This is a genomic window from Synechococcus sp. CBW1002 (assembly GCF_015840915.1).
In the GTDB taxonomy this organism is placed as follows: Bacteria; Cyanobacteriota; Cyanobacteriia; order PCC-6307; family Cyanobiaceae; genus CBW1002.
On record NZ_CP060398.1, the window covers coordinates 3,541,611 to 3,566,044 of the forward strand.

General features: G+C 63.8%; 19 protein-coding genes. 9 read left to right on the top strand and 10 right to left on the bottom strand.

What is annotated here, in order from left to right; all coding sequences use genetic code 11:
* Positions 1–74: 74 nt before the first annotated feature.
* The 6 genes from H8F24_RS17465 to H8F24_RS17490 form a co-directional block, all read right to left on the bottom strand.
* Positions 75–3,617 (bottom strand): TM0106 family RecB-like putative nuclease, encoded by a 3,543-nt coding sequence (locus H8F24_RS17465; RefSeq protein WP_197170371.1) that lies wholly within the window; start codon positions 3,615–3,617, stop codon positions 75–77.
* A 59-nt stretch (positions 3,618–3,676) separates the two neighbouring features.
* Positions 3,677–4,147: a hypothetical protein gene (locus tag H8F24_RS17470; protein ID WP_197170372.1), complete on the bottom strand. Its 471-nt coding sequence runs from the start codon at positions 4,145–4,147 to the stop codon at positions 3,677–3,679.
* A gap of 107 nt (positions 4,148–4,254) precedes the next feature.
* Positions 4,255–6,249, bottom strand: a complete 1,995-nt coding sequence (locus tag H8F24_RS17475) for a hypothetical protein (protein WP_197170373.1) — start codon at positions 6,247–6,249, stop codon at positions 4,255–4,257.
* A gap of 17 nt (positions 6,250–6,266) precedes the next feature.
* Positions 6,267–7,058, bottom strand: a complete 792-nt coding sequence (locus tag H8F24_RS17480) for a protein phosphatase 2C domain-containing protein (protein ID WP_197170374.1) — start codon at positions 7,056–7,058, stop codon at positions 6,267–6,269.
* A complete protein-coding gene (locus H8F24_RS17485; protein WP_197170375.1) occupies positions 7,055–7,765 on the bottom strand; it encodes a VWA domain-containing protein in 711 nt (236 codons plus the stop codon). Before H8F24_RS17485 ends, H8F24_RS17480 begins: the two co-directional genes overlap by 4 nt.
* A 78-nt stretch (positions 7,766–7,843) precedes the next feature.
* Positions 7,844–8,098, bottom strand: a complete 255-nt coding sequence (locus H8F24_RS17490) for a hypothetical protein (RefSeq protein WP_197170376.1) — start codon at positions 8,096–8,098, stop codon at positions 7,844–7,846.
* 159 nt (positions 8,099–8,257) lie between these two features.
* On the opposite strand from H8F24_RS17490, the gene H8F24_RS17495 reads away from it, so the two are divergent.
* Positions 8,258–9,130: a M28 family peptidase gene (locus tag H8F24_RS17495; protein ID WP_197170377.1), complete on the top strand. Its 873-nt coding sequence runs from the start codon at positions 8,258–8,260 to the stop codon at positions 9,128–9,130.
* Positions 9,131–9,422: 292 nt separating this feature from the next.
* On the opposite strand, the gene H8F24_RS17500 is transcribed toward H8F24_RS17495, so the two are convergent.
* Complete coding sequence (locus H8F24_RS17500; RefSeq protein WP_197170378.1) at positions 9,423–11,717, bottom strand: AAA family ATPase; 2,295 nt, start codon at positions 11,715–11,717, stop codon at positions 9,423–9,425.
* A gap of 175 nt (positions 11,718–11,892) precedes the next feature.
* On the opposite strand from H8F24_RS17500, the gene H8F24_RS17505 reads away from it, so the two are divergent.
* From H8F24_RS17505 to H8F24_RS17515, 3 genes are all read left to right on the top strand, one after another.
* Positions 11,893–12,453 (top strand): LysR family transcriptional regulator, encoded by a 561-nt coding sequence (locus H8F24_RS17505; protein ID WP_197170379.1) that lies wholly within the window; start codon positions 11,893–11,895, stop codon positions 12,451–12,453.
* 82 nt (positions 12,454–12,535) lie between these two features.
* Entirely contained in the window at positions 12,536–12,877 is a 342-nt protein-coding gene (locus tag H8F24_RS17510) for a type II toxin-antitoxin system VapC family toxin (RefSeq protein ID WP_231597942.1), read from the top strand.
* Positions 12,859–13,083, top strand: coding sequence for a PIN domain-containing protein (locus H8F24_RS17515; protein WP_197170380.1), 225 nt, complete (start codon positions 12,859–12,861; stop codon positions 13,081–13,083). Before H8F24_RS17510 ends, H8F24_RS17515 begins: the two co-directional genes overlap by 19 nt.
* Positions 13,084–13,528: 445 nt before the next feature.
* On the opposite strand, the gene H8F24_RS17520 is transcribed toward H8F24_RS17515, so the two are convergent.
* From H8F24_RS17520 to H8F24_RS20300, 3 genes are all read right to left on the bottom strand, one after another.
* Positions 13,529–14,665 carry an IS5 family transposase gene (locus H8F24_RS17520; protein WP_197169629.1) on the bottom strand — a complete coding sequence of 379 codons (1,137 nt, stop codon included), beginning with the start codon at positions 14,663–14,665 and terminating at the stop codon, positions 13,529–13,531.
* Positions 14,613–14,918 (bottom strand): hypothetical protein, encoded by a 306-nt coding sequence (locus tag H8F24_RS17525; RefSeq protein ID WP_197170381.1) that lies wholly within the window; start codon positions 14,916–14,918, stop codon positions 14,613–14,615. The genes H8F24_RS17520 and H8F24_RS17525 overlap by 53 nt, the downstream gene beginning before the upstream one ends.
* Positions 14,919–15,050: 132 nt before the next feature.
* Complete coding sequence (locus H8F24_RS20300; RefSeq protein WP_370594838.1) at positions 15,051–15,170, bottom strand: sigma factor-like helix-turn-helix DNA-binding protein; 120 nt, start codon at positions 15,168–15,170, stop codon at positions 15,051–15,053.
* Here H8F24_RS20300 and H8F24_RS19765 point away from each other — a divergent pair.
* The 5 genes from H8F24_RS19765 (at position 15,118) to pglX (ending at position 24,286) form a co-directional block, all read left to right on the top strand.
* Positions 15,118–15,543 carry a hypothetical protein gene (locus H8F24_RS19765; RefSeq protein WP_231597943.1) on the top strand — a complete coding sequence of 142 codons (426 nt, stop codon included), beginning with the start codon at positions 15,118–15,120 and terminating at the stop codon, positions 15,541–15,543. The two genes, H8F24_RS20300 and H8F24_RS19765, sit on opposite strands and share 53 nt — an antisense overlap.
* Positions 15,544–15,838: 295 nt before the next feature.
* Entirely contained in the window at positions 15,839–16,627 is a 789-nt protein-coding gene (locus H8F24_RS17535; protein WP_197170382.1) for a BrxA family protein, read from the top strand.
* Positions 16,624–17,235, top strand: coding sequence for a DUF1788 domain-containing protein (locus H8F24_RS17540; protein WP_197170383.1), 612 nt, complete (start codon positions 16,624–16,626; stop codon positions 17,233–17,235). The genes H8F24_RS17535 and H8F24_RS17540 overlap by 4 nt, the downstream gene beginning before the upstream one ends.
* Positions 17,232–20,717, top strand: a complete 3,486-nt coding sequence (gene brxC, locus H8F24_RS17545; RefSeq protein ID WP_197170384.1) for a BREX system P-loop protein BrxC — start codon at positions 17,232–17,234, stop codon at positions 20,715–20,717. The genes H8F24_RS17540 and brxC overlap by 4 nt, the downstream gene beginning before the upstream one ends.
* 50 nt (positions 20,718–20,767) lie before the next feature.
* Positions 20,768–24,286 carry a BREX-1 system adenine-specific DNA-methyltransferase PglX gene (gene pglX / locus H8F24_RS17550; protein WP_197170385.1) on the top strand — a complete coding sequence of 1,173 codons (3,519 nt, stop codon included), beginning with the start codon at positions 20,768–20,770 and terminating at the stop codon, positions 24,284–24,286.
* Positions 24,287–24,434 lie beyond the last annotated feature (148 nt).

Below are 24,434 nucleotides of genomic sequence, written 5' to 3' on the forward strand. Positions count from 1 at the left end.
GTCCGTAAAGATTGTCTTGTCACAAGGCGGGCTGGCTTCAGCAGAACCTCTGGCACTTGGCGGTGCCTGGCTCATCACGGCATGCCCTTCTCCTGCCCTGTCGCCATCAACCGGCACAGGCGGCTGAGCTGCTCCACATTGCTGATGCTGTTGCTGAGGCCTGTGGCCAGCTGAGGCGACCCCACCACGATCGAGAGACACTGGGCGCGGCTGATCGCCACGTTGACGCGGTTGGGCGCCAACAGAAACTCCAGGCCGCGGGGGGCGGAGTCGGCATCGCTGGCGGTGAGCGAATGGATCGCCACCGGCGCCTCCTGGCCCTGGAACTTGTCGACAGTGCCGACGCGGGCCTTGGTGCCCAGGCGTTTCTTCAGCCGGTTCACCTGCAGGTTGTAAGGGGCGGTGATCAGGATGTCCCGGCCGCTGAGCACTCCCTCCACGCCACCCGCCCGTCGGTAGGTCCTGCCGAGCAGCTGATCCACCAGCGCGGCGATGTGCTCCACCTCCTCCTCGCACAGGGTGCTGTTGCCGCTATGGGAGATGGCATCGAACCGCAGGCCCTGCGGCTGACCATCCCAGAGCACCTGATTGGCGTGGTTGCCTTCGGCTGCCTGCAGCTGACCCTCATAAAACAGCTCTGACACCACCTGGGTGAGCGGCGGTGGCATGCGCCAGCTGGTGGCCAGGAAGACGCCGCGATCGGGTGGCACCACCGCCTGACCTGCCATCACGTAGTCGATGCAGCTCAGGCCGCTGTCACCCGGATGGGCGGCGCGGTTGGGCTGGGAGAGCTGCTGCTGATCGCCCACCAAAAGGATGTTGCGCGCCACCCGACTCATGAACAGCAGGTTGCTGAGCGACACTTGGCCGGCCTCATCGATCACCAGCAGATCGAAGGGCGCTCCGTCGTAGGACTCCTTCACCAGGGTGAAGACCGTGCCGCCGAGCACGGCGGGGTCAGCTGGCAGGTCCGCTTCTCTGAGGGCCTGGGCACGCGTCCCAGTCAATGCCTTCTGATCGCTGTGGTGGCTGGTGCTGCTGGAGGCCTTCACCACCAGGGCATCGCTACCGCAGGCATCGAGACAGGTCTGCACCTTGCTGAGCACGTTGTTGATCGCCTCGTTGGTGGTGGAGGTCACCGCCACCCGCTGGCCGGCCTGCACCAGGGCAGCGATCACCGCACCGGTGACGGTGGTTTTGCCGGTGCCAGGCGGCCCCTGGAGCGACAGGCCGACGCCATCAGCCTCCTGCAGGAACGCCGTAAGCTCTGCGGCCTCCGTACCAGGGGCCTGGCGTATGCGATCGTTCAGGCCTTCCAGCTGGGGGATCGAGCGGCGCCCCACCAGGTGCACGAACGCCTGCGGCAGAGGCTTGCCCTCGAATACCCAGCCCTGGGCCAGCCGCACCAGATGGGCCAGCATGCGTTTGTAGATCTGCTTGGGCAGGGGCACCAGATCCGCCTGGCGCGGCAGATCGCCCCCAGGCAATCCGGCTTCCTTGAGCTGCGCCAACAGCTTGTGGCTGATCTTGATCGTCACCCGATCGGCCTGCTCCTCATCCAGAAAGCCCTCGAGATCCAGGGCCTTGCCCTCGCTTCGGTCCAACGGGGCCAGCGGTACCAGTCGATCACCGGCGCATTGGAGAGGCACCAGCGCGAAGCGCGGAGACAGTCCTCCTGCGGACAGCTTCAGGGGCTGGTTGGCATCGAAGCGGTAGCGGTAGCCGTTGGACTGACGCGTCAGTGCGTCCACGCTTTCCAGCCTGGCCCCGGCGATCACCTCGCTGTCGTCCTCCCGCTCCTCCGGCGTCATCTGCAGGCGGTGGAAGAACTCCCACCACTCCACCTTGCCTTCGCGCTCGTGGAAGTCGATCAGCTGGGCGAGCAGGCGCTGCAGCCGCCAGCTGAGGCCACGAGGACCGGTGGCGTCCTCATCCGTGATCGTCGACGGGAGCTCGGCCAAAAGCTCGCGCGCCGCGACCTCCAGCTCCTTCTCGTAGGCCGTGAACTCGCCGTCTTCCGCTTCGCGCTCGGCTGCGCCACCCCACCGATTCCGCCGGAAGGGGATCTGCGCCATCTGGGGCAGGGCGAGCAGGAAGCGGTGCAGTCCTGCGGTGACCTGGCAGTCCTTGGCGTTGTAGTCCTGCAGAGCCTGGAGCAGGGGGCTCTGGCCGGTGGCAGCACCGGGCACCACCGGTTGGCCGGACTTGCGCCATTCGGCGTACTGCACCACCGAATCGGCGGCGTTGTCCACCTCACCATCGCGAGGATCGCCGTAGAGACGCTCCACCTTCTTGATCGAGTAGCTGTCAGCGCCGATCAGCAGGCCGTTGCGCACGATCGGATAGAGATCCACCAGCAGCTCATCACGCAGCCACTGGTCGATCAGGGCCTGGTGGATCTGGTGGCGTGAGGCGAGATTGCCGAGCGCTGTTTTCTCGTAGCTGGCGTAGTGATAGACGTGCAGATCCGGATAGCGCTCACGGCGCTGCTGTACCCACTCCACGAATTCATCAAAGGCCTGCTTCTCCTCGGCGGGGCTATGGGCCCACCAGCCCTTGAACCGCAACGCGCCCTGCCCATCCTGGTAGCAGGCGCCAAAGAGATATTCGAGCTTCTCGCCACTGATCGGATCGGGGAAGCCCTCCATATCGAACCAGATATCGCCGTCATTCGGAGCCGGCAGCATCGCCAGCCCGCGGCTCTGCTGCTCGATGGGCCGAACCGCAAAGGCTGGCCGCCCGTCATGCCGCTGCTCGCTGGCGATCTGAAGTCGGGCCTGATCCCGTAAGCGCATCAGAACGGCCGGATCCAGGCCGGCCACCGGCTGATCCTCCGCCGCGGCGGCCAGCCCATCGATGCTGGTGACGCCGGCGGCGCGGAGTTTGTCGCGCTGGCTGCGGCGCATGCCGGCCACCAGGATCAGATCGCGCTGCTCCTCCAGCCGTTGCTGGATGAACGGCTCCCAGAGGCCGTGGTCGCCTGGAGCATCCTCCGGCTCCCGGCTGGGATCAAAGGCGGCGCGAAAGTCGCGGTAGCGGTGTCGCAGTTGCTCGTACCAGCTCCAGAAGCGGGCGGTGGGATAGCCCTGCTCCCCTTCCTCGAAGCGGCCGCCACCCAGATAGAGCTTGAAGTGCTCGGGCCGGTGACCAAGGATCGGCTCCAACAGTTCGCAGTAGGCGCAGGCCTGCACCAGATAGATCGGCTTGGGGTGGCTGGAGAGCTTGCACTCGATCGGGAGATAGCTCCAGCTCCCCAGGGCTGAGGGCCGCTCGATCCGTTCCAGCAGGTCTGCGGACCCGCGCATCTCTGTGTTGCGCAGCGAGGCCTGCCAGATGAAGTCGGCGCCGGAGCGCATCGCCTCCAGGGTGGCGGCGTAGTCCGCCTCCAGCTGGCGGCCGGGCAGTTCAGCCACCGTTTTGCCGGCGGCCTTGAGGTTGGCGATCAGCACCTGTTCATGCTCCAGGCCGGAAGCGAACAGCAACTGATCCAGCGAACTGGCCTCAGGCCGTGGGGCCCGCTGCTGATCGATCTGGTGCAGCTCCTCCCACCAGGCGCCGATCACCGGGCTGCGGCTGAACAGGGCCAGCTGGGTGGGGGTGATCAGGCGGTCGGACATGAAGAACGTGGCGGTGAGGGTCGAGGCTCCAGGCAGCGATCTGGCGATCGCTGCGACGTTCAATCCAGGTCGATGGATTCGAGCAGCAGCCGGCTGCGCATCAGCCGGTCGGCATCGATCGACCAGGCGACGATCTGGGAGTGCTTGGCGTCGGCGTCGTCCTGCATCTCCTTCACCACATCGTCGTGGAAGCTCTCCAGGTGTCGCACGATGGCCAGGGCGATCTGCTGGTCTTCGGCGGCATCGGTGTCGAGCTTCTCGATCAGATCCAGCACCTCCTTCACCTTGGCGCTCTGCTGGCGCTCAGGCTTTTCGGGGCGCTCGGGCTTGTTCTGCTGCATGGCGATCAGTTCCTGGGGGCTGTTGGGGATCTCGGCAGCCACCCGCTCAACCGACTGGTCAGCGACCATCTCGGGATGGACGCCGGCATCAGGGTCGAGGGGCCGGCCGCCCTGGAAGCGGTAGCGGCCGCGGGGGCGGTGCGGCTCATTCGCCTGGGGACTGGGAGTGGCGTCTGTGGGCTGGGTCATGGCACCTCCTTCTCGATGTCATCAGCTTCGCGGCGATGGCGCCTGAAAGCAGCCGCTCTCCTACGAACCACAGCCAGAACCGCTGTCACCACTGGATTCATCACGATTCAGAACAGGGTTTCCAGCCGCTGCAGCTGCTCGTCCCGTTCGCGGCGGCGTGCCTCCATCCGGCCCCGCAGGCGATCGCTGCCATCCCGCAGGGCCTGCCAGCGCTCCATCAGCGCCTCCAGCTGCTGCAGCCGCTCGGCCATCGGCAGCTCGACTGCCTGCACCAGCGGTTGCAGATCCTCCAACCGGATGGCCGGCGCCGCTTGCGGCCCCTGTTGCTCCTGATCCAGCTGGCGCACCACGGCGTTCAGCTGCCGGCGCAGGTTGTTCTGCAGCCCTCGGCCGATGCCAGGCAGGGCGGTGATGCGCTCGATCTGGCGGTAGAGCTGGTCGCCGCGCACCAGCCCGTGCTGCTCCAGCAGCGCCAGCCGCCCCTCCCCGAACCCCTCCACCCGCCAGCTGCGGATCGTGTGATCGGCAAGGTGCTCCAGCAGCCATTGCTGCCGCTGCTGCTCCTCAGCGCGCTGCGATGCCAGCGCAACGACCTCAGCGGGATCCTGCTGACTGGCCGTCGCGTCAGCCACGGCGGTGACGTCCATGCCGGCCAGCTGCTCGAGCAACGCCAGCCGCAGATGCTGCAGCCGCGCTGCCCCCTGGCTGACCTCGCCTGCCGCGGTCTGGGCCAGGGCCGTCAATGCCGCCACCAGTGCTTCGCGCTGCTCGACGCGCTCACGGCGGCCCAGCCAGCGACCGAGCCGGTGCCGCAGGGATCCGAGGCGCCGCTGCAGGGCGGCGGCATCCAGCCAGTCCTGAGCACGGCCATGGCTCTGCTGCAGTGTCAGCAGCTCCGGCTCCAGCTGCAGCAATTGCTCGGCCAGGACGTCGCGGCGGCCCAGCAGGTCGCGGGCCTGCGCCAGCTGCTCCTCCAGCTGCTCACACAGGGCGGCGGCTGGTGAGGCGGGATCAAGCGGTGGCGTCTGCGGACGCTCCGTGATCCGCGTCCGGCGTGTCGCCGGCGAGTAGCGGCAGAACGGCTGGCCGAGCCGCTGTTCCACGGCGCACCACAGGCAAGCCTGGCCGCGGGGATGGTGGTGACGGGGATTGCGATGGCAGGGCACCACCTCGCCGTGGAGCTGGCGCAGCAGCAGCACCCATTCCGAGGCCGTGGGCCTGAGCCCAGGAAATGGAGAGAAGCTGCGGCGGAATGCCTGATCCAGTTCCAGCGACACCTGCCGTGGCGCCGGCCGGAATGGGCTGGCTTGCAACCCATCGGGGACGACTGCGGCATGGGGATAGAGGCCGCGCCGGATCCGGGCCGTCACCGCCAGATCAGGCTCCTTGCTGTGGATGGCGTTGTCGTAGGGGTGGTCGTGCAGCAGCAGCTGGTGAATCAGCACCGCCAGGGAGAAGGCGTCGCTGGCCGGCTGGCGCCAGGTGCGGTTGAAGTCGCAGCCGATCAGCTCGGGGGCGGTGTAGGGGGCGCGGCTGACCGGGCAGGGATGGCGCCGGCCGCCGGCCGCCTCGATCTGGAAGCTGTCGCTGTCGAGCAGTACCGCCCGGAGGATCGCCGGCTCGGCCGTGCTCTGCCCCTGTTCGAAGACCACGTTCTCGGGATTGAGATCGCCGATCACAACCCCATGGCGATGCAGCTCCGCCACCGCTTCTGCCAGTCGCAGGGCGGCCAGCACGGCGTCGTGCCAGCTGTAGCGCCGCAGCCGGCTGATCTCCTCGAAGTTGAACAGCCGCACCGCCGACACGCTGGTGGCGGGCTCGATCAGGCGCATGGCGTAACCCGCCAGCGGACCGCAACCCGTGGGCAGCTTTTTGTATAGCAGCTGCTGAGGCAGGGCCGCGAAGCCAGCACAGCGGGGCTCCAGCAGCTGCAGCGCCCGCAGCCGCTCCTCATCGGGTTGGCGCAGCAGTTTCACCGCCACGGTGCGGCCAGCCAGGGCGGCACGGAACACCTGGCCCTGACCGCCGGCGCCGATGCGGCCGCTGCGGCCGGCGGGGAGTGCCACGGCGTGGCCGCCATCGCTGAGAAAGATGTGCTGCATCGTGGAGTCAGCGCTGATCAGCGGGCGGCCATCACCAACGTGCGGTCGTCGTCGCTCAACGCCTGGATGGCGGGATCTGCCAGCGATCGGGTCAGCCAGCGCCGGTAGCCACGCCAGCCCTGGCGGCGCTGGTGCTTCCGCAGCACCAGGTCGGCCAGCTGGTGATTGGGATGCAGCCGTTCCGGCTCTCCTGCGGCGGGGGCCAGGAAGGCCGCTTCCAGGCCATCGGAGAAGCCGATCACCGCCTCCACCGATGGCGCCGCCGTGCACCACAGATCAAGATCCGCCGGACCGGTGCTGGGCCGCAGGAAGCAGGTCTCGTTGGCGTAGTCACCCTTGGCGGGCGGCAGCGGCAACTGCCAACGGCCCTGGCGGCGCAGCAGCAGGCTGGAATCGCCCACCCGCGCCAGCAGCAACAGCTGACGGTCCCACAGGCAACCCAGAAGGGTGTGATCGGCCCTTGGCCCGCCGGGGCGATGGCCGGCGCTGCTGCGATGGCGGAAGGCAGCCAGAAACCGTGCTTTGAGTCCAGGTGCCACAAGCGCTGGCGCCAGCACTGCCGGTCCACCGTTGGCCAGCTCACGGCGCAGGGCACGGTGGAGCAGCCGCAGGGCAGCCCCGCCCGCTCGCGCCCCAGCCGCGGCTGCCCGAGCCACGGTTGCGGAACCACCGGCACCGTCGCAGATCACGAACCCCGCCAGGTCTGAGCGGCGGGGCGGGATCCAGAGGGCATCGCAGCAGGGTTCGCCCCGGGCGACGTGTCGCTCGCCCCGGATCGTGGCCCCCACGCAGCGGGGCAGCCGGGTCACAACACCCAGCCGTCGTAGAGGTCGTCGCCACTGCGGGGATCCACCAGCTGCACCGCCTCACCCGGTGCCGACTGGGAGACGCGGCTGAGGCTGCCCGAGAGCCACAGGAACATCTCCTCGAACTTCAGGTTGGCCAGGTCGAGACAGCGGCCGCCGAACGGCCGGCTGAGCTCGCTGAGCACCTCCCGGCCCTGCTCGGAGACGTCGATGCCGATGGTGAACAGCGTGAACTTCTTCTCCGTCGCCGCCAGCTGCAGGGGCTGCAGAAGCTGGCGGTAGCTGCTGGAGAACCCCCCTTCGTTGTCGGTGGGTTCCCCATCGGTGAGCAGGAAGATCCAGGGGCGGTAGTAGCTGATGCCGTGCTCGCGGTAGGTCTGCTTGCGCTCGGTGACCTTGAGCATCGCCAGCTCGAGAGCCTGCTTGAGGGGGGTGATGCCATCGGCCTCCAGCTGCAGTGGGGCCATCTCGCGCAGCAGGGCGAACTCGCTCTGCACTGTCACTGGCCCGAAGCTGATCACGCAGAGCTCAACGCTCTGGGCGGCCATGGGGTTGCGCAGGATGTCGTCGCGGAAAGCGCGGAAGCCGGCGTTCAACCGGCTGATCTTCTCGCCCTCCATCGACCAGGAGGTGTCGAGCAGCAGCACGCAGGGGGTACGGCGGTGACGGTTGGCCAGGAGGCTGCGGGCCTCGGGACTGGAGAAGAGCATGGCTGGAAGAACGCTGTGAATCAGAGCCTGTCGGGGGTGCGCCCGGGGATCGCCGCACCTCCCGCGAAGCACGGGCCCTCAGGCCGGGCAGGCCTCCAGCTCCCAGGCGGCGTCATCCGTGCCGTTCCAGACGGCCTCGGCATCGCTGATGGCGCGGCGCAGGCCGAGGGGCCGCCAGCCGATGCAGCGGGCCTCCAGATCAATGCGCCGTCCGCAGTGGGTCCAGATCGGCAGGGGCTCGATGGTGGGACCGCAGGGCAGCAGCTCCGCGTCGAAGGCGTCATCGAAGGGGCTGGCGATCGCCAGGATCTGATCGAGCAGGGTGGTGGTCATGGCTGGTGGATCGACGTGATGACACCAGCTTCCGGGCTGAATGGAAAACTTGTGCGCGTGTCATGCGAATGACGAGCGGGCGATCCGTCGTTCGTGCCTGCACGCCTGCCGGGCAGAGCGGATCGCGGAAGACTCCTTGGGCAGAGAGCCTGTCCAGTGATGTCAGCCACCACCCCAGTCGATTCCGGATCCTCGGCTGCTGAGTCAGCGTCTCAGCGGGTGCTGGCTGATCTGCAGCTGCTCGCCCGTCCGCGCCATGCCCGCTGGGATGCGCTGGGGCTGATGGCGGTGCGCAGCGTTGTGCTGGAGCGGCTGCAGGCCTTCGGTCCGGTGGATCAGCACTGCTTCGGGGAGGGGGCAGATGCCGGTGTGAACCTGATCCTGCGGCTGCCCGGACGGCGCCATGAGCTGCCGCCGCTGCTGGTGGCCGCCCATTACGACGGGCCGCTGGGCTCCCCCGGTGCCGACGACAACGCCACCGGCGTGGCGGCCCTGCTGGAACTGGGCCGCCGCTGGGCGCTGACGCCACCGCGGCGGCCGGTGTGGCTGGTGGCCTTTGACCAGGAAGAGTGGGGCATGCTCGGCAGCCGTGCCCTGGCTCGGCAGCTGAGGGACAGCGCTCAGCCTCTGCACCTGATGCTGAGCCTGGAGATGCTGGGTTACACGGCGAAGCAGCAGAACTACCCCCTGAAGGCGATGCGGGCTGTGTACGGCAGCCGCGGTGACTTCATTGCACTGGTGGCCAACACCGGCGCGGCGGCCTTGCTGCCTGGCCTCAGCCGCGGCATGGGTGCCCACGTGACGACGAAGGTGCTTCCGGTGCCGTTCAAGGGACGGCTGCTGCCGGATGTGCGCCTGAGCGACCACAGCCCCTTCTGGGATGCGGGCTACAACGCTGTGATGGTGACCGACACCTCCTTCCTGCGCAACCCGAATTACCACCGCTCCAGCGACACGATCGACAGCCTCGATCTGCCCTTTCTGCTGGCGGTGATCGATGGGCTGGAGGCCGCCATTGGCCAAATGGATTAGTACGCCTCAGCAAAGCCTGAGAGACCGTCGCGGGGAATGTGCGTGTTATAATGACAAAGATTATTATCATCCTGACTACGTCGTCACGGCCGAGCAATGACACAAGAACAGCTTCAGCAGATTGCCGCAAAGGCTCAGGACTCGATTCTTTCATCCATTGATACATATGTACAATCCGCTGCAGAAGAGCTCGGGATTGCCGATGAGATCAGCGACTCCGAGTGGGAACAACTTGTCTAAATGATCCTGGCTTGATATTCTACGCCATCGTCATCATCTTTTGGCTTCTGCGTTAGTTGGTATAGAGATCCACCACCGCCTGGGCCTGCTGCAGCTGTATCTCCCGCAACTCGATGGGCTGCTCGATGCGAATGCCGGCGCCCCAGCGGAACAGCCAGGTGCGCAGGTCCCAGTCGTGCTGCAGGGTCCATCGCGGCAGGCGGATCTCCACCGGGTAGGGGTGGCTGTCACCGGCGGGATTGGGATCCAAGCTGTCTCTCGGCCCGGGCTCCAAGTCGGCTTCACCGCCGAGGGGGCGGGAGTAGGCGGTGTGCTCCGGCGGGAAGCGGCGCGGCTCCTCGCGGATCAGCCGGAACACCGCTGCGTTGCAGGAGAAACGCAGCAGGCTGTAGGGATCAGCGCCTTCCGGCCGGTGGCCTGGCTCGGATCGTCGTGTCTGCTGCGGCATCACCGCCAATTGCTCCTCGATGGATTCCCCGAAATACAGCCCACCACAGACGTGCAGCAGGCGCTGCAGGCGTTCCATCGCCTGGTTGTGCTCGGCCTCGTTGCTGCGGCGGGTGTTGCCGTCTTCGTTGAGCAGCACCAGGCGATCGAGGCGCAGGATGCGGATCAGCCCAAGACCGTCGCTGCGGCCGAAATGAAAGGTCTCGAAGGCCAGATACCAGCTGATGTTGTGGAACAGCAGCTGCAGCGGCCAGGCGCGGAAACGGCCGTCATCCCCCCGCTGTCTGCGGGCCTGATCAACCGGATCGGGCCGGTGACGCAGCCAGACACGGCGGCGGTCACGGATCGCCCGTTCCAGCCGCGGTGTGAGCTGGGGATCGGCCAGGGAGCCTTGTCGCTCTTCCGTGAAGGAGCGGTTGGCCAGGGCCCGCTTGGGATGGCGTTGGCCAGGCGCCACGCCGGCTGCATCCAGCAGGCCGGCGCGCCTGAGGCGATCTTCCAGGGTGAGCAGCAAAGGTTTCTGCGACTGATCGCTGAGGCGATCGAGCGAAGCCTTGAGCAGCGCATGGACCTCCAGCAGCTGATCGGCTGAGAGCAGGGCACTGCCGATCGCATACCCCTGCCGCAGGCTGTGGGGCCTGCCCTTCACCCGGGGCAGAAAGCCGTAGGGCCGCAGGGCGTGCTCGAGGTCGTAGCGGAGCACGGCCTCATCGTCGGCGGCATAAGCGCCCTCGATCTCCCCCATGCGGCCGAGCAGATGGCGGTAGAGGGGGCCGTACTCGCTGCTGGATCGCCTGGCGCGCTTGCGGCGCGGTGGCACAGCGGACTCCTTGGCAGGGGCGGAATTCTGGCCAGGGGCAGAATCGGTGGGATCGGGCGCGTCGAAGGGTTCCTTGAGGATGTGGCGCAAGAGAGTGAAGACCCGCCGGAAGGTGGCCGCATCAGCCAGGGCTGGACTGCCGCCATGCACGCTGCTGCCTGCCAGCTCTGCGGCCGGCGCCAACAGGATCGGTCGATCGCCCTGCCAATCGAGGCGGAAGAAGCCGTTGGACTCCAGCCAGGCCAGGTCACCGCGGATGGCGGCTGCATCGCCATAGCCGTCGCTGTTGCCGCCATGGACCTCCTTCCAGCTGGCCAGGTAGGCGGCGGCCCGTTCGGCCAGATCCCCCCGGGGCGGGGGATTGCAGATCTGCATCAGCGCCGAGGCCGTGCCCGGGTCGTTCTCGTCGAGGCCGTTGAAGCTGGTGAGCAGGCGGATCAGGAACAGCAGCCGCTCCAGATCCAGCAGTCGCGAATAGCGATGGCACTGGGAGTCCTTGCTGCGTTGGCGGTTGAGGGAATTGCGGATGCGGCCATCGAGGGCCGCCAGGCGCCTGCTGAGATCCGCGGTATCCCCCTCGCCCGCTGCCGGGTTGAGGGCGACGATCACCGCAAAACCCTCCGACCGATCGGGCTTGAATGTCTTGTGGTTGAGGCTGGCGTGGAACTCCTCGATCACCGCCTCGGGCACTGGGCGGTCGCGCCGCAGGGCCCAGGCCTTGCACTGCTCCAGCGGCGTGGTGAGCCACCAGCCGATCCACTCCACCGGACGGGGCAGCTGCAGCCCCTGGGTGTAGAGCAGCCGCCAGGGCCGGCGGGCGTGGGTGGCATCGATGATCACCGGTGTGCCCGCCTCCACGGCGCCATGCAACCGCCGCAGCAGCAGGGCGCGGATCTCATCCCAGGGGCCCTGCACGGCCGCATCGCCGAACAGCTCGGCGCGGATCGCATCGGTGGAGAGCACCAGCCCCGGCTCGCCACCGGCACCTGACAGCAGTGGCGCCAACGCATGGGCCAGGGTGGTCTTGCCACTGCCGGGGGGACCGATCAGCAGGTGGCAGCGCAGGGGGCTGGTGCTCATCGCTCCATCGTGCATGGGTTGCATCACAGTTGCCATCCCCTCCTGCGAAGCACGATGAGCCGGTCGCGATGCAGGCATCAGGATCAACGGTGGAGACTGCCTGTCGTTCGCAGGATCCACGCGCCGGCGCGGGCCAGGCCGCCGAACACTGGCAGGGCCACCGCGCCGCCGCCGCATGCCCCGCCATCCCACTGCTGACGCTTACCGGATTCCGGAGATGCTGCGGGATCTGGTGCTGGTGGACATGCTGGAGCTCACCGGCAGCACCCAGGCGGCAGCCGAGCTGCTGCAGGTGTCGCAGCCGACGGCAAGCCGGAGGTACCGACGGGTGGCCAACGACCTGGGCCTGCAGAGCGACCGCTGCCTTCCCCCTGGCCGCCGTTACGGCGATGCGCCCTGGCTGCGCCTGCTGCGCCGAGGGGTGAACCATCACCGACTGAGCAGCGGGGTGCTGCGGCTCGGTGGTGCGGCTGAGCTGGAGCCGCTGCTGCTGCCGCTGCTTCCGCCCCGCTTGGTGGTGCAGTGGATCCGTCTGCCCATGCGCAGCCTGCCCCATCGGCAGCAACTGCTGGAGGAGGAACTGCTCGATGGCCTGGTGCTGCGCCATGACGAGCTTGACTCCGCCCACTGTTCAGCCGCCCCGATGCAGTTGACGCTCACCTGCGCTGGACCGCTGTGGCTGCTCTGCCGGCCGGATCCCGTCGTTCTGGCTCTTGCCCGACAGCTGCTGAGCTGATCGCCGTTGTTGAGGCTGCCAGCAATCGTGCGCAGAATCATCGGGCTCCGCCAAGCTGTTGAAGTCGGGCCGGAGCCAGGCGGTGCGCCTACCCAAGGACTACCGCTTCAGTGGCAGAGAGGTGGCGGTGAAGCGTTTCGGCAATGGGGTGCTGCTGCTGCCGATCGACGATCCCTGGCAACTGCTGGAGGCTGGGCTGGAGGCGTTTGAGCCGGGATGCGATCAACCGATGATCCTGCTCGATACCAACATCTGCATCTACATCATCAATGCCAAGCCAGCGGCGGTGGTGAAGCGGTTCAAGCAGTTCCGCATGGGTGAGATCGGCCTCTGCAGTGTGGTGGCTGCTGAATGGCTTTCGGGGTGGCCCAAAGCGGCTCGACCCGTAATCACCAAGCGCTGGAGATGTTTCTCGCCCCCTTGATGATCCTGCCGTTTGACGAGCCTGCTGTCTGGGCCTATGGCGATCTACGGGCGAATCTGGAACGCCGTGGCACTCCGATCGGCTCGCTCGACACGATGATCGCCGCCCATGCTCTCAGCCAGCAAGCCACGCTGATCACCAACTACCTGCACGAGCTATCCCAGGTGACTGGCCTGCACGTGGAACACTGGGTACCCGCTGCCTAGGTTCAGCGATTGAGCAGCGCCCTTTGCAGTTGCTTCTCCACCGGCTCCGCAGAAAAGGTCCAGCGGGCTCACCACTCCTGATTGAGAACAGGATGAAGGTCGTAGATGCGCGTGGCGATACAAGGCAGTAGGTCTGTTTTGGCCTCTGTGTGATGCCCTGGTTGCGCGGCGACGATTAGATAGGTGTCCTAAGTTGCACTCTATAAATCCACGCGGAGGTTGATCGTGACAAGGTGTTCAACCAGGGGATTTTGCTGGTGGGACTCTAAGAGTTTGCGGAAAAACCGCCTGAGAAGCAGCGTTTTTCCCTCCTGAGAGCTGGTGCAGCTCATTTCGGTCTGGTTTTCAGAGTTTCAGCGGCTCAGAGCTCCCCTTTTGGTGTGTTTTGCCCCTTTGGGGCTCCCTGATCACTGCCGTCTGGGCACACTTCTGGGCAACCACCTGTTCACGCCGCCGCCATCGCCGGTTTGAGCAGGTTGCCCAGGCGGATCAGGTTGTAGGCGATCACATTCAGGCCGAACACCGCACTCACCTTCTCGGTGCCGCGCAGCTTGAACTGGCGCAGACCTCCCCACTGTTTGATCCAGCCAAACACCTTCTCGATGCCGCGGCGGGCATGGATCGACTTGGCGTAGCCCACGTGGCGGGTGGTGCGGCCATCGATGGCGGAACCACCAGATCGGGCGGTGTTCTGCACCACGTGCGGCGTCACGCCGATGCGGCGCATCTCGGCGACAAAGCCCCTGGTGTCGTAGTGCTTGTCGGCACCGATGGTTTTCTGGTGGGCACCGGGACGATCCGCGGCCATGGCTTTGGCGGCATCCCGCTCCCCGGTGCCCGTGGCTTGCGTGACCTTGCAATCGACGATCAGGGCATGGCGGTTGTCCATGAGCACATGACCCCGGTAGCTCGGTTGAGCCGGGTGGGCGTTGGATTTCCGGGCCAGCAAGGCGTCGGGATCACTGCCGGAGCGGTGGGTCTTGTTGCTGAGCTTGATGCCTCGGAAATCCCCTTTCGCTCGCTTCTTGCCGGGCTTTGGAGCGCCAAAACCCTCGCCAGGGCCTGACGGCGGTGGCGGCGGATCGTCCTGCCCATCGATCCGCTCCAGTGAGGCATGGGAGGCCCAGGCCTGCAGCAAGGTGCCATCGACGGAGAAGTGCTCGTCACTGAGCAGCGGCTTGACCTCCGGAGCACCCATCAGCTTCTCCAGGAACTTCCCCATCACCTGCTCGTTCAGCAGCCGCTCCCGGTTTTTTGTGAATGTGGTGGGATGCCAGATCGGATCATCTGGGCTCAGCCCCACAAACCAGCGGAACAGCAGGTTGTAGTGGAGCTGCTCGAGCAGCAACCGCTCCGAGCGGATGCCGTAGAACGCCTGCAGCAACGAGGCCAGCAGCAGTTGCTCCGGCGGCACTGATGGCCGGCCTTCTGCGGCGTACAGATCACAGAAGGTGGGATTGAGGCGATCGAGGGCCTGATCGGCCAGCTTGCGGATCCGCCGCAGCGGATGGCCGGCCGGGATCCGATCCTCAATCGACACGTAGGAGAACAGGGAGCCGCTGCGCTCCCGTTGACCTCGCATCTGGGCTGGACAGCTGGCCCATTCTCGCAGAGATGGCCGGGTTTTTCAGCAAACTCCTAAGGAGCTTCATAGTGAGTGAACAACGCCGCCCAATCCGATCCAGCACTGCAGTGGCGCTCTGAAGCCCGGCGGACGCAAAGAGGGTAAGGCTGCTGATCGTCTTGGCGGCATCGAGTTCGCTGCCCATCATCTGCTCCAGGCTCTGGCCGGGCTGGCTGAGCTGGTCGTCGATCACGCGGATCACCGCCTCCAAGCGCCACGGTGATCAGCCTTGCAGCCGAGACTCCCGGGGACGATCCGATGGTGGAGTTGGTCTACGACGAAGGCGGCAGCGGCTGGTGGCCGCTCTCCATGTTGGTCTTGGAGCAGACCTGAATGACAGGGCTCAGCACCCACCAGAGAGCTGCTGGCGCAGGGCGGCGATGGCCTTCTTCTGGGCACGCATCACCGACATGGCGCTGATCGCGAGCCGCTCGGCGGCCTGCTGGAGCGACAGGCCTTCCACCTTCCAGGACCGTGAGCCGCAGGGCGGTGGCCTGGGCTGCCGGCAGCTGATCGAGCAGGCAGGGCTCGCCATCGGCTGTGGCATCCAGGCTGAGGTGCCCCAGCGGGCAGGTGCCCATCTCGTGCTCCCGGCGAGAGATGCGCACCACTCGCACCCGATCGCGCAGGTGGTGGTGCAGAACCACGGTGATGCAGCGGCGGGGATGGGGCGCTGGCGACTCGCCATCCCGGCAGCAGGAACAGGTATCGGGCGATGGCTGAGGCGATGGCTGAGGCGATGGCATCAGCAAGGGGGCCTGGCTACAGCACCACGGCAAGGCTGCCTCGAGACAGAGCGTCCAGGGGCGAATGGCCTGATCCTTGACACGGCGTGAGGACTGGCCGAGGGATGCGGAGGGTGTGCGCCGCCCCGGAGAGAATCCGTTATCCAGCCCCTGTTCCGACAGCGCTTCGGCGACCCAAGCAGGCAGGAGGTCGGGCCGTCAGGTACCTCGAAGCAGCGATTCAATGCGCTCTGTGCATAGTTTTCCTTGTTCGCATGAGAAATCAATCAGACACGGCCCGCGAGCCATAGGCTCCAGCTAACAAACCCTCACGGAGACAGGCTTCTTGGCTAACACTGTGCCCTGCGCGGTGCCAGGATTCCCCAGGCGCTGCCAGCTGGTTTCCTTGCCCCGTCCTGTCCCGCAGCCGCCCCGCTACTGCCTGAGCTTCACGGCGGCAGGGCTCAGGCCTGAGCTGGCGGCTGTGATCGCGGCCATCCACCTGGAGGAGGACGGCGACTGGGGCCGCACCAAAACCGCGGTGCTGGAGCGCAATGCCCTGCAGGCCCGTTCCGCCAGCTCGGGGAAACGGCTTGAGTCGGAGCTTCGGCAGCGGCTTCAGGGCCTCACCAACCCTCAGTTGCAGCTTCTAGCGCGGGGGACGAGCGAGGAGCGCAGCGCCATGGCCTGGCTGGCGGTGCTGAAGCGCATCCAGATCGCAGCCGACCTGAGCCGGGATGTGCTGCTGGAGAAGCTCAGCAGCCTGGATCCGGTGCTGCGTCGCTCGGACATGGCGGCCTTCTATGAGGAGCGTGAGCGTGATCACCCCGAGCTGGGAGCCCTGGCACCCTCATCCCAGCAGAAGGTGCGATCCGCGCTGCTGCAGATGTTCAGGGAAGCAGGGCTCTTGGCCGGCAAGGCGGGCAAGAGCGGAACCCTTGGCACCGTGCAGCGACCGCTCCTATCGCCGCAAGTTCAGGAGCTGGTGGCCAGCGACGATCCAGCGTTGCTGGTTGGATTCCTGGTCCACGGACCGGCCAAACCCGCCAAGAGCATGAGCGCGTCTACCGCGGCGAAGGCATCTCCCAGGACAACGGCAAAACCAGGACCCAGGTCTGCAGCCAAGTCCGCAGCGAAGGGGACCAGCAAGCCTGGAGCCAAGAAGGCTTCTCCGAGCAGGAGGAAGGCGGCATGAGCAGCGTCAGCGGCCTCGACAAGCGCCTGCAGGAGGTGCTCACCCGTCCCGAGTTTCTCGAGATGCGGGGCGTGGCCAAGGAGGTGCCGATCTTCATCCAGACCTACAGCCCCGCCGACGAAGACCAGCTGCGGGTGGTGGTGAAGGGGGCAGAGCAGTACCTGCGCAAGCAGGGCCTGCGGGTGAAGCACGTCGACTTGTTTGAGCTGGTGCTGCAGCTGCTGGAGGCGGAGGGGTGGCTCCAAAAGGTGTTGCAACGGGAGCCGAGCTGGAGCAAGGGCGATCTGTTCGACACTCTGCAGAACGTGGCAGAGCCCACTGAAGCGTTGGTGCCGAAGTTGATGGAGGCGCTGGGGAAGGACACCCAGGTCAGCCTGATCACGGGGTCAGGCCGGATCTATCCCTTCCTGCGTACCCACACGATTCTCGAGGCGCTGCAGCCAGCGATGGTGCGCCATCCAGTGGTTGTCTTTTTCCCCGGTGAATACTCCCAGGATGCTGACGGCGGTTCCTACCTACGGCTCTTCGGCACCACGACAGCCAGCAAGATCGAAAACCCGCACTACCGCGCCACCAACCTCGATTACTTCGACATCAAGAGCTCATGACTTTCAAAGCCATCCGCGAGCTCTTCGCCAAGCCGGTTGATCGCCCGATCGATGGGGTGATCAAGGCTGATGACGAGCGCCATCTCCAGGTTGAACTCGACGAGTACGTCGTCACCCGCGAGGTGAGCAAGGGCCTGGGTGCCTTCACCGACGCCTACCTGCACAACCCCACGGCCAATGGCGTGTGGATCTCGGGCTTCTTTGGTTCGGGCAAATCGCACCTGCTGAAGATGCTCTCGCTGATGCTCGACAGCGAGAAACGCGTGGGAGAACAGGGACACCGCCCAGCCGAAATCCTTCTGCCCAAGGTGGGCGACGAAATCCTCCGGGCGGACCTAAAGAAAGCTACGGCAATCCCAGCTCGCAGCATCCTGTTCAACATTGACCAGAAGTTCGACACCAAGGGCGGAGACAAGGAATCTCCGATTCTGGATGTTTTCTTCAAGGTTCTCAACGAACTACAGGGCTATTATGGCAAGCAAGGCTACATCGCCCAGTTTGAATATGATCTCGACAAGCGAGGGAAGCTTGACTCTTTCAAGAAGACCTACCGTGAAATCATAGGGTCTGACTGGGAAAACGACAGAAAAGCTGTTCTAACGGCCACAAAAAGCGAGTTCGCCAAGGCCTACTCCATCCACTCTGGGGTGAGCGAGAGTGATGCGATCAGGATTATTGACGATGCCAAAGACAGCTTCAAGTTGTCGATCGAGGACTTTGGTCAACGTGTGAAGGAGTACCTCGACAGCCAGCCCCCTGGTTTTCGGCTCAACTTCTTCGTGGATGAGGCTGGTCAGTTTATTGGCCAGGAACGCAGTCGCCTGCTCAACCTCCAGACCGTTGTGGAGAGCCTGGCCACCGCCACGAACGGTCGGGCCACCGTGTTCATCACCTCCCAGGCTGACCTAGAGGGCGTTCTGGGCCAGGTAAAGTTTGAGCAAGCAGACGATCTCAGCCGCATTCAAGGTCGCTTCAAGACGAAGATGAACCTTGCAAGTGCCGACGTTCAGGAGGTGATTCAGCGGCGCCTTCTTGAAAAAGACCCACAGGAACCAGAGCAGCTGATCAGCATTTACGAGCAGGAGAAGGAGAACTTCACTACCCTGTTCCGATTCGGTGACGGTTCAATCCAACTCAAGGGCTGGAGTGATTGCCAAGGTTTCTGCGGCCTTTACCCCTTCCATCCCTACCAGCTGAGCCTGTTCCAGCAGGCGATCCAGAGTCTGGCCACCCACAGCATCTTTGAAGGTCGGAACATGGCGGTCGGAGAGCGCTCGATGCTCTCGGTGTTTCAGGAGGTGGCCAAGGCAATCAAGGAGATGCCTGTGGGGCGGCTGGCCAGCTTCGATCAGCTCTATGACGGCATCAATGATGTGATCCGAAGCGATAAGAAGCAGACCATGGTGACCGCCCAGAACCAGGTGGGCGAGCTGGAGCTGCGCATCCTCAAGGCCCTATTCCTGCTCAAGTGGGTGCCGCAGTTCAAAAGCACGGCACGCAATATCGCGATCCTGCTGATCAATGAGCCCAACTTTGATATCCGCGCCCATGAGCAGGCGGTGAAGGATGCGCTGATCAACCTGGAGAGCCAGAGCTACCTGCAGCGCAGTGGTGAGGTCTATGAATTCCTCACCGACAAAGAAAAGGACGTTGAACAGGAGATCAAGCGCACGGAGGTGTCCGACTCAGAAGTGATCAAGGCCCTGCACCGGATTGTGTTTGACGACGTGCTGCGCAGCAACAAGATCCGTTTTGAGGACAACGGCAATGACTACTCATTTTCCCAGAAGATCGACGACGGTCTGATCAAGGGCAAGGACACCGATGTGGCCGTGAACCTGGTGACGCCGGAGCACCCCAACTACGGCAATGAGGCGATCCTGCACAGCCGCAACATGGGCGGCACCGAACTGATGGCGGTGTTACCGGGCAAGGAGCGGCTGCTGGAGCAGATCCGCAGCCAGCTGAAAACCGACCTCTACGTGCGCCAGAACAGCGGCAGCGAAGACGAAGCCTTGAACGCCATCCTGGCGATTCGCGCCAAGCAGAGCGGTGCACGCCGCCAGGAGATCACCCGCCTGGCCGAAGAGCAACTGCGAACGGCTGCGCTCGTGGTGAACGGCCAGACCCTCTCGGTTGGGGAAGGCGATCCGAGAACCCGGTTCAGCAAGGCCTACCAGGAGCTGATCCGCTCGGCGTTCTCCAAGCTGAAGATGGTGCACGGGGCGTTCAGTGAAACCACCGTGGCTGCGGTGGTGAAAGATCAGGACGATTTGCTCGATGGCCTGGCGGTGCAGCTGTCGGAGGCTGAGCAGGAGGTGCTGGTGGAGGTGGAGCGCCAGCAGAAGCTGGGCGAGCGCCTGAGCGCAGACGACTTGGTGCGCAGGTTTGAGGCGCGGCCTTACGGCTGGAGCAACTGGGCCACGCTCACCTTCATCGCGCGGTTGTATCGGCTCGGGAAGCTGGAGCTGCGGGAGAAGGAACTGCTGAGCAGCGTGGAGGTGATCGATGCGCTCACCAACAGCCGCAAGCTGGGCGGCGTGAGCGTGCGCAAACAGGAGGTGTACGACACCAGCACGATCAATGCTCTCAAGAGGTTCCACCAGGACCTGTTCAACGTGCAGAGCCCCGGCACCGATGCGCGCAGCACCTGCGAAGCCTTTCGGATGGCGATGCGCGAGGAAGCGCAGAACCTACGCGATCTGGCCTCTCAGGCCGGCACCTATGGATTCCTTGCTGCGCTGAAGCCCTGGGCCGAGCAGGCTGAGGCGATGACCAAGAAGGACGACGGCTACCTGCTCAACCAGCTGGACACCTTCAAGGACAGCTGGCTCGATGCCGAAGAAGACCTACTCACCCCCCTGAAGCAGTTCCTCAATGGCAACCAGAAGGTGGTGTACGACCAGGTGAAGGCATTCGAGACCCGCTACAGCGATGAGTTCGCCGATCTTCCGGCTGATCTGGTGCAACCACTACGGGCCTTGCTCAGCAGCGAGACGCCCTATGCCGGCGGCCTGATCCCCCAGGCCAATAGCGCCATGGCCGACCTGCAGAAGCAGTTGGAGCAACGGCTGCAACAGGCCCAGGCTGATGCCCTGCAGCAGATCGCTGAGCAGGAAGCACGGCTCAAGGCCGATACCGATTTCCAGAAGCTCGATGAGGAGCAGCAATCTCAGGTGCTCGCCCCCACAGCTCAGGCCAAGGCTGAAGTGCAAGGCGCCAGCAAGCCGGGTACTGCGCTGTTGAGGCTGAACCGCTACCGGGCGGACGAGGTGCCCAAACAGCTGCAACACATGGCGGCTCTGGCAGCTCCTAAGGACGCCCCGGCGCCTGCAGCGATCACGGTGGTAGCGGCCTTATCCCTCAAGGTGATCTGCCCGATGAGCCAGATCACCAACAGCGCCGAGCTACAGCAATGGCTCGATGCCTTGCGCGCAGCCGCCCAGGCCGAGCTGGATCAGGGCCACCGGATCAGCCTCTGATCGCGGACGCAGTTTTTCCTTCAAACCACCCACCGATCTACTCCCAGTCCATGCCCGTCAACACCGCTGCCCTGAAGACCTTTGCCCCGGCAATGCGGCGGCAATTGCTGGAGGCGGTGGGCCGCAAGCTCGATCTACTCCTGAACAGCCAGACGCCTGACACGCTCAGTACCTACGCCAGGCAAATCGCTGAACTGCGCGCGCAGGAAGGGGAGAACCGAGATCAACTGCTGGAACGGGTGGCCTACACCTGGTTCAACCGGCTGTGTGCGCTGCGCTATCTCGATGCCCGGGGCTGGCACCCGTTTGGCTGCAAGGTGTTGATGCCAGCAGCCGAAGGTGAAACGCAGCCGGAACTGCTCAAGCTGATGCGGGCGGGGAGCCTGCCTGCGGCTCTGAAAGGCCACACCAACGAAAGCCGTTTACATGGGCTGCTCGATGAACAGATCCAAACCGCGATCGCTGGTGCCGACCCGCAGGGCGAGGTGTATCGCGAGCTTGTGCTGTCAACGTGTCGCTTCTATCACGAGCTGCTGCACAATCTTTTTGAAGGTCTCGATGATGCCAGCGAGTTATTGCTCCCCGACGACCTGCTGAGCGAGGGATCGATTGCAGGTGGCTTCCGACGTGAGATCAGCGATGACGACTGCCAGGATGTGGAGATTCTGGGCTGGCTGTATCAGTTCTATATCGCCGAGAAGAAAGATGAGGTCATGGCCCGCAAGAAGGCGGTGCCCACTGAAGACATCCCAGCTGTCACCCAGCTGTTCACGCCCCACTGGATCGTGCGCTACCTGGTGGAGAACTCCCTTGGCCGACTCTGGCTGCTGAACCGACCTGGTTCCAAGCTGCGCGAGCAGATGCCCTACTACATCGAAGGCGAGACAGAAACCGAATTCCTGAAGATCAGCAAGCCTGAGGAAATCAAGCTGCTGGATCCTGCCTGCGGCAGTGGACACATTCTCACCTACGCCTTCGACTTGCTCACACTCATCTACGAGGAGGAAGGCTACGCCCCCAGCGAAATCCCTGGATTGATTCTCCAGCACAATCTCTCCGGACTGGAGATATGTCCTCGCGCCGCCCAGCTTGCCGAACTAGCCCTTGTCTTGAAGGGTCGTGAAAAGTCCCGTCGATTTCTCCAGCCGGAGCAGCTGGTGCGCCCTCGAATTATTGAGCTTCAGAATCTTCGGTTTCAAGCACACGAGCTCAATAACTATATCGAGGCCCTAGATCTCGGAGAGCTGTTCGATCACACCCTGTTCAAGCTACTTCGTCAGTTTGAGGAGGCACAGGCCTTCGGCTCTCTCATACAGCCCTGCCTGAACGAACAGGAGGTTGCCAGCGTGCGCCTAGCTATGGAGAGGAAAAACTTAGACGATCAGATCTTCTTGCGTGAAACGCACCGCAAAGTTCTACGTGTTCTTAATCAAGCCGAGACGCTTACCCAGAAGTACCACGTCATTGCCGCCAATCCACCTTACATGGGCGGGAAGGGAATGAATCCTGTTGTCAAGCAGTTCCTGCAAGAGAACTTTGCAGACTACAAATCGGACTTGTTTGCCGGTTTCATTGCTCGGTCGTTAACGCTAACGCTCTCCAAGGGATTCCTTGGGTTCATGACGCCATTCGTCTGGATGTTTATCTCTTCGTATGAAAAGTTGAGGGCCAGGCTCATTGTTCATGCAACAATTACGTCTTTGGTGCAACTAGAATACTCGGGATTTGATGGGGCTACAGTTCCAATCTGTGCATTTTCTCTTCAGAACAGCCGCCAAAAGGGCTTCCTTGGTGGATATGTCCGCTTGTCGGACTTTCGAGGCAGTGAAAACCAAGGTCCACGGACTCTGGAAGCCATCTCAAATCCCCAGTGCGGCTGGTTTTTTCGGGCAGACTCAGATAACTTCAGAAGGATTCCCGGATCCCCTATTGCATATTGGGCAACTGCAAGCATCAGGGAAGTTTTTGAGGCAGGAACTCCTCTCGGCTCAAAATCAGAGCCACGGGTTGGGCTTCAGACAGGCGAAAATGCAAGATTTGTCAGGTGCTGGCATGAAGTCGATAGCGAAAAAATGGGATTTCTTATTCCAAGCAGGGAAGAGGCCGCCAAGAGCCTCAGAAAGTGGTTTCCCTATAATAAAGGTGGTGACTTTAGGCGATGGTACGGTAATCAGGAATTCGTTGTTGACTGGGAAAGGGACGGATCTCGCGTTCGCAATTTCAAGTTTCAGGACGGAAGCCCTAGATCGTACATCAGGAATTCTGACCGCTACTTTAGCCCCTCTATATCATGGTCAAAAATAAGTAGTGGCCTTCCGGCTTTTAGGTTTTTCCCGCAAGGTTTTATCTTTGATGTTGCTGGGACTTCTGTCTTCAGCAACTCTCACGGAGAGAGCCTAGACGTGCTTGGTTTTGCCAATAGTCTCGTTGCCCAAGTAATCCTTAAGACTATTTCTCCGACTCTAAACTTTGAGGTCGGGCATATTGCGTCGCTGCCACTCTTGCCTGACCCTCGGCCTTCAAGCCACAGAGATCTAATTGAAAGTCTGGTATCCCTCGCCCGCATCGACTGGAATAACTTCGAGGCGTCCTGGGACTTCGCGCGCTTGCCTTTGCTGAACTCGGAGTTGAAGGGACAGACTTTGGCCACAAGTTGGCGGAACTGGGAGTTGCAGAGCGCCGCCGCCATTCGCCGGATGCAGGAGCTGGAGACGGAGAATAACAGTCTCTATATCGCAGCTTACGGCCTTAACGGTGAGCTGAAGCCCGAAGTACCGGAGGACCAGATCACTCTTGCATGCGCCGAACAACGAAAGGATATTGGGGCCTTTCTCTCATACGCCATCGGCTGCATGATGGGCCGCTACAGCCTCGATCAGCCGGGCCTGATCCTGGCCGACTCCCGCGACAGCCAGGCCGCCCAACTTGCTGCCTACGAAGAAAAAGTCGGCAAGCCCCTGAGTGAAGTCGAATTCAGGCCCGATGCCGATGCCATCATCCCTGTGCTCGACGGCGAGTGGTTCGAAGACGACATCGTCGCCCGCACCCGCGAGTTCCTGGAGGTCACCTTCCCCGAAAGCACCGTCACCGATAATCTACGCTTCATCGAAGAGTCTCTTGGCAAAGATATCCGCAAATATTTCTGCAGCGACTTCTACAAAGATCACCTGCAGACCTACAAGAAGCGGCCGATCTACTGGATGGTGCAGAGCCCCAAGAAGGGCTTCGCTTGCCTGATCTACCTGCACCGCTACACCAAGGACACCCTTAACCAGGTGCTCAACAACTACTTCCGGCCCTACCTGCAGAAGCTGGAAGCTCGGCTGGCCCAGCTCGGTCTCGACCAACTCAACGATGGGCTCCCCACCCGCGAACGCACGGCAGCCCGCAAGGAGGCAGAGAAGATCACCAAGGTGCTTAAGGAATGCGAGGCCTGGGAGCAAGACGCCCTCCTGCCCCTGGCCCAGCAGCGCATCGAGCTCGATCTCGATGACGGGGTGAAGGTGAACTACCTCAAGCTGCAGGACGTGCTGGCACCGATCCCTGGGCTGGCGGCGAAGGAGGACTGAGTCATGCCTGATCCCGTCCAGGAAGCCGTTGCTGAGCTGGTGTTCGCTGATCAGCTGGTGGACGTCCATGAGCTCGAAGTGCTCGCAGAGCACCCCTGGTTCCTCAGCTACCAGCAGCGACGGGAACTCGATCCCGATGTGTTCAGCA